This window comes from Mesorhizobium sp. M7A.F.Ca.CA.001.08.2.1 (assembly GCF_003998455.1).
Taxonomy (GTDB): domain Bacteria; phylum Pseudomonadota; class Alphaproteobacteria; order Rhizobiales; family Rhizobiaceae; genus Mesorhizobium; species Mesorhizobium ciceri.
This window is the reverse complement of record NZ_RZPW01000390.1, coordinates 1-5,768: the sequence shown is the minus strand read 5'-3', so window position 1 is coordinate 5,768 and position 5,768 is coordinate 1. Positions and strand designations below refer to the sequence as shown.

Annotated in this window: 7 protein-coding genes; all 7 read left to right on the top strand. The window is 64.1% G+C overall.

Annotated elements, in window-relative coordinates; all coding sequences use genetic code 11:
• A partial coding sequence (locus EN914_RS21585; protein ID WP_127389246.1) for a 2Fe-2S iron-sulfur cluster binding domain-containing protein occupies positions 1 to 403 on the top strand: 403 nt, incomplete at its 5' end.
• Between the two features lie 169 nt (positions 404 to 572).
• A complete protein-coding gene (locus EN914_RS21580) occupies positions 573 to 1,004 on the top strand; it encodes a PqqD family protein (RefSeq protein ID WP_024501955.1) in 432 nt (143 codons plus the stop codon).
• A gap of 46 nt (positions 1,005 to 1,050) precedes the next feature.
• Positions 1,051 to 2,100, top strand: a complete 1,050-nt coding sequence (locus EN914_RS21575; RefSeq protein ID WP_024501956.1) for a hypothetical protein — start codon at positions 1,051 to 1,053, stop codon at positions 2,098 to 2,100.
• The gene (locus tag EN914_RS21570) at positions 2,097 to 2,849 is read left to right on the top strand and encodes a glycosyltransferase family A protein (RefSeq protein ID WP_024501957.1); all 753 of its coding nucleotides are present in this window, start codon (positions 2,097 to 2,099) and stop codon (positions 2,847 to 2,849) included. The genes EN914_RS21575 and EN914_RS21570 overlap by 4 nt, the downstream gene beginning before the upstream one ends.
• A 55-nt stretch (positions 2,850 to 2,904) precedes the next feature.
• Positions 2,905 to 3,657, top strand: a complete 753-nt coding sequence (locus tag EN914_RS21565; protein ID WP_024501958.1) for a glycosyltransferase family A protein — start codon at positions 2,905 to 2,907, stop codon at positions 3,655 to 3,657.
• Complete coding sequence (locus EN914_RS21560; RefSeq protein WP_024501959.1) at positions 3,657 to 4,334, top strand: glycosyltransferase family A protein; 678 nt, start codon at positions 3,657 to 3,659, stop codon at positions 4,332 to 4,334. The genes EN914_RS21565 and EN914_RS21560 overlap by 1 nt, the downstream gene beginning before the upstream one ends.
• On the top strand, positions 4,331 to 5,768 hold a 1,438-nt coding region (locus tag EN914_RS21555), incomplete at its 3' end, for a nucleotidyltransferase family protein (protein ID WP_127389245.1). The genes EN914_RS21560 and EN914_RS21555, both read left to right, overlap by 4 nt.

The window sequence follows — 5,768 nt, the reverse complement described above, 5'->3', positions numbered from 1 at the left end:
CGCCGTGCGCGGCATGCTGGACGCCGCCGGCTTCGACATGGCGAAATACCATCAGGAAAGCTTTGCCGCGCCTGCCGTGGAGGAGATCCCGGCGCCGTTCTCGCCGCCGGCGGAAGACGGCGCCGCTGCCACCGTGGAGGCCGTGACACCGATCCGGTTCTCGCATTCCGATGTCGATGCCGAATGCGTCGCCGGCCAGACCGTGCTGCAGACGGCACGCGCCTCGGGGGTGCGGATTCCCGCCGCCTGCGAGTTCGGCCTGTGCGGCACCTGCAAGGTGAGGAAGGTCGCGGGCGACGTGGAGATGAGCCACAATGGCGGCATCCTCGATCACGAAATCGAGGACGGCTTTATCCTCGCCTGTTGCTCGAAGCCGCTTTCGGCGCTTGAAATCGAGGCGTGACCGGCAGGCACGGTCAGAGACTGTCCATGCCCGCGCGGCCTGCAGCTGCGCTCGCCCGGGCCTACGCCATCTTGCCAAAAACCCTGCAAATGGTTAGACGCCTGCAACGGTGGGGTTGACCGTAGGGCCCGAAGATCATCTCCGCGGCCTGCTTCGGCGGGGAGCAAACATGCGACAATCCGGCGTATATGCCATTGCCAGCAAGGATATCGTCTTTGAATCCTTCGATGGCGAAGCCGTCGTTCTCGACCTGACCACCGGTAAATATTTCGGCTTCTCTGATTCAGGCAGCAGGCTTTGGGATGCACTGTCGTCCGGCGTGCCTGCCTCCGAACTGGTCGGCGCCGCGACCGGAATTGGCGCCCTCGATGCCGCCGCGATTGACGGCTTTGTTTCACAATTGCTCGAATTCGGTTTGCTGGCGGCCGTAACCGATGGCGTGGCAAGACCGGTTCCCAGTGAATTGCTGGCTCAGCTCGCCGCTGCCGGCGAGCCCCTCAAGGTCGACATCCATGACGACCTTGCCGACCTCATTGTCGTCGATCCCATCCACGAGGTCGAGGAGCCCCTCGGCTGGCCCGCGGTGAAGCAGGCCAACTGAGGCGCGCCAGGCTCTCGTTGCCGGACGGCTCCGGAACAGGCAGACCATGCCGAACGTCACTCTCGAAAACCTGACTGACTACGCACGTCATGTCCTGGCGCAAGCGCAGAGCAGCGCCGCGCATTATCCACTGACCTGCAAGGTGGGCCTGCCGCATCTGGAGTTGACCGCTCATGTGAGTGCCGGCGCGTTGGCCGATGCCTTCGCTCATGGCTTTGTCACGGCTCCGGACAACCGAGCGCCTGCCGACATCTGCCGCATCTTCGTCGCACATCCCGGCATTGACGGCATCGCGGCACCGGCCAGATGGGGCCAAGGACCCTTCACGCAGCATGGCTTCGCCACCAGGCTGGCGGAAGCCGGATTGCGCGGCAACCATTTCCACGACCTGGATTTCTGGCAGTTCTATGATCCGCAACGTCGCGTTGGCGTGCAATTGATGGCCTCGGCCGATGCCTTTCCACCCTGGGAGCCGGGAGCGCCGCTGCGCCCCTTCCTCCATTGGGAATATGCGGCACGTGGCATGCGGCTGGCCCATGCAGGGACGCTCGGCACCAAGGGCAGGGGCGTACTGCTGGCCGGCGCGGGCGGCGCCGGGAAATCCGGGACCGTCGCCGCCGGCCTCCTCCACGGGCTGGACAGCGTCGGCGACGATTATGTGCTGGTCGACCTCTCCAACGGCGTGACTGCCCGCCCGTTGTTTTCAACACTCAAGCAGGATCCCCAGGGATTCGCGCGACTTGGGCTGAAGCACCGGCTGAAGGCGCACGGTCCGCTCAACTGGCAAGGCAAGCATGCTTTTCACATTGACGACATCGCGCCTCGGCCGGTGCCCGAAACTCTGGACATCGTTGCGCTGGTGGTGCCACATATCGGCGGAGGCGGGGCAAGTTCGATCGTGCCGGTGTCGCGCAGGGATGCCATGATTGCCTTGGCGCCGTCCGGCATAGCGCAGATGCCAGGCGAGCGGGAGAGCGGCTTTCGCTTCTTCAGCGACCTGACCCGCCTGCTGCCGTGCTATCGTCTGTCGCTGGGGACGCAGCCACAGGAGATAGCCGGCACGATTGCGGACTTTCTTGTGCGGGGCGCTTCGTGAAACTGAGCGTGATAATGCCCGTCTACAACCGTGAGCGCTATGTCGTTTCGGCATTGCGCTCGCTGGTGCGGCAGCGGGACGCCGCCGATCTCGACATCATCATCATCGACGACGGTTCGACCGACGGCTCTGCTGAGGCCGTACGCTCGATGATGCGCGAAAACCCCTGCATCCGACTCTTCCAGCAATCGAACATGGGCGTGGCCAGGGCGCGCAACGCCGGGCTGCGGCAACTGCCGCCGGATGCGGAGTTCGTGTCATTCCTGGATTCTGACGACATCTCGCTGGCCGGACGGTTCAAGGCCGATCTCGCCCGCTTCGAGGCTACCTCCGGGCTTGAGCTAACCTATTCGCTGATGACGCTGGTCGACCGGATCGACGACGAGAAGCTCGAGCCGGAGGCGGACTGCTGTACCATGACGCTTCGCGGAATTTCGCTGAGCACCGCTCTCTTCAGTCGAACGCTTGTCGATCGCATCGGCCATTTCGACGAGGACTTTGAGCAGTCCGAGGACACGGATTATCTGTTGCGAGTCTTCGAAACCGGTCCGCGCTACGAATTGCCGAACACCGTCGCGATCTACTACCGACGCCACGCCGGAAATGTCACCAAGGAACATAGCGGCAGGGTCCGCAACCACTTGCGTGCAATCCACAAGTCGATGCGGCGGCGCAAGGCCGATCCGTCACGGCGAGAGGTCCAGGGTATCTTCGAATTGAAGAGTCCCGCCGATTGGCGGATGCCATGATGCTCGACACAATCGGCTCGGATCAGCCAAGCCCGCAACGCTGCTGGAGACGCCGATGAGGCTGAGCGTCATCATGCCGGTCTACAATCGCGAACAATTCGTTGGCCTGGCGCTGCGCTCGTTGCTCAGGCAGCGCGAAGACATCGATCTCGACATCATCGTCATCGACGACGGGTCGACCGATGGCTCGGCAGCCGTCATACGGTCGTTGATCGACGAGGCCCCGTGCATTCGTCTTTTCCAGCAGATCAATGGCGGGGTCACCAAGGCGCGCAATGCCGGGCTGAAGCAGCTGCTGCCGCAGACGCGTCTGGTGTCGTTTCTCGATTCGGACGACATCTCCCCGATAGGCCGCTTCAAGGCGGATCTCGCCTGCTTCGAAGAGGATCCTGGCCTCGACCTAACCTATTCGCGCATGACGCTGATAGACAAGATAGATGGCGAGACACTGGAACCGGCCGCCGACAGCCACTCCATCACCGTGCGAGGGATCCACCTGTCCGCCGGGATCTTCGCGCGAGACCTCATCGAGCGCACCGGTGGTTTCGACGAAGATTTCAAACAGGCCGAGGACACCGACTATCTGTTGCGTATCTTTGAGAGCCAGGCAAAATACGTTATGCCCGATACGGTGGCTCTCTATTACAGGCGTCATCCCGGCAACATGACCAAGGAAGCCGATGTGCCCTTTCGCGAGTTCATGCGCGCCATTCACAAGTCGATGAAGCGTCGCCGGGCCGACCCCAGCTTGCGCCGGGTGGAGGGGATTTTCGACTTCAAGGATCTCGCGCAGTGGCGGTTCCTTTGATGGCAGGCTACGGCGTCGTCATTCCGGCTTTCAACGCGGCCGCCACCATAGGCGCTGCCCTGAACTCCGTTCTGGCCCAGGCGGCAAAAGCGGAGGCCATCGTCGTGGTCGATGACGGTTCGACCGACGATACGGCCGCGGTGATCGATGCGATGAACCTGCCGGTGACGGTGCTGCGACAAGACAATGCCGGACCCGGCAGCGCAACGACCCGTGGCATTGCGGTACTCTCGACGCCGCTCATCGCGACGCTCGATGCCGACGATTTGTGGCTGCCGGACAAGATCGAACAGCAACTGGCCTATCTCGGCCGTCATCCCGGGACAGCGGGCGTCTTTACGCACTGGCGGACGTTTCGCGGCGACAGCCCCGATTTGCCCGATGCGGCCAGTGGAGCCGGCTGGTCGCGCACGACGATGATGATCCGCCAGGAGGTGGTGCAGAGCGTCGGTCCCATCATCGACCCACCAGGCGGTCGCGGCGAGATGATCGACTGGATCGCCCGGGTTCGTGAGGCAGGCTTTTTACTTGCCATGCTCGACGACGTGCTTGCATTGCGCCGCATCCGTCCGGGCAGCCTTTCCTACGGCCGCGATCCGGCACGCGACCGGGGCTATATCCAGGTCGCAAGGCTCGCCATGCAGCGGCGGGCCCAGAACAAGGCGGGCTCCAGTTGAACGCCAGGCCTGTTCGCCGCATCAGCCGCCGCTTCCCGGACTATGGCTGGTCGTGGCCCACCGGCCAGTTGGACCTGTTGCTGAAGGCGGCGCTGCTCTCCGATGAGGACGCAGCCGCTGCCTGTGCCGCGCGCTGGCTCGACGAGAACGACATCGACCTCGTCTCGTTTCGAGAACATCGTCTGCTCGCCGCCATCTCCGACAGGTTCGGCAGAAAACTGGCCGGGCATACCGCGCACCCGCGCCTCGTCGGCCTGCAGAAGATGCTGTGGACGAAGTCGCGCATGGCGATGCGCGAGGCCGAGCCGGCGCTGAAGGCGATGGCCGACGGCGGCGCCGACATCATGCTGATCAAGGGCGCCAGCCGCATTGCCTTGAACGCGTCGGCGCAGCGTGGTCGGGTGGCGCATGACATCGACATACTGGTGCGCCCGCGCGACATGGCTGCCGTCTTCGACATCTTGCGCGACCGCGACTGGCAGATCGCCTCGGGCGTCAGCGCGCAATATCTGCGAACCCGGTTGGCGTCGCTGCGGTCGATGAACTTCTTCAAGGGCCGTTTCGGCGACATCGACCTGCACCAGCTCGGCTATGATGGGTCGCAGACGAGCGCGGAAGACGACCTGGCGATCTGGCAACGGGCGGTCCCGGCACAATTCAGCGGCGTCGCGGTCTTCGTGCCGTCGCCGGCCGATCGCATGGCACTGGCCATCGCTCATGGCGGCCTCGACGCCCACACCCACAGCGACTGGCTTGTCGACTGCGCGGTCGCCATCCATGCCGAAGACGTCGATTGGGGGATGTTCCTCGACATCATCGGAAGACGCGGCCTGGCGGTTCCAGCGGCGGTGGCGTTATCCTATCTGGCGTTCGAGATCGGCATTCCGGTGCCGGAACGGACAATGGCCAGAATCTTCGAGATGGCCGACCGGGCTGGCCTGTCGCGTTGGTCGTCGGTTCTGCAAGCCAAGCCGCGCACGGATTTCGGCGGCCTGGTCTGGCTGTCGCGCGGCCTTGCCAAGCAGTTGCGCCTGAAGCGGAAGAAGGGCCGGTTGCAGCAGGAGCCGCCCGCCAAACCCTGGCGCGGGAGACCGGCCGCGGGCAAGCCGCAAGCCGCATCGGCGCCTCTGGTGTTTTCGCAGGCCATCGCCTGTCCGCAAACGACCGGCGACATGATGCTCGACATCACCGTCAGGATCGGCGTTCCGCCGGTCCGGCGCCGCATCGAAATGGAGATCAATGACGGTGGCGAGCATATCGCTCGCCTGCGTGCCGTGGCTATCAGCCGATCCGGCAGGGAACGCGTGCTGCATTTTCGCGGCAAGGTGACGCTCGACGGCGCGCGAGTTGCCTTGACGCTCGAGGCGCGACCATCGCGACAGTTTCGCGAGTGGAACGACGCGGCCACGGTGGCCGCCTATGGCGCCTTGCCTT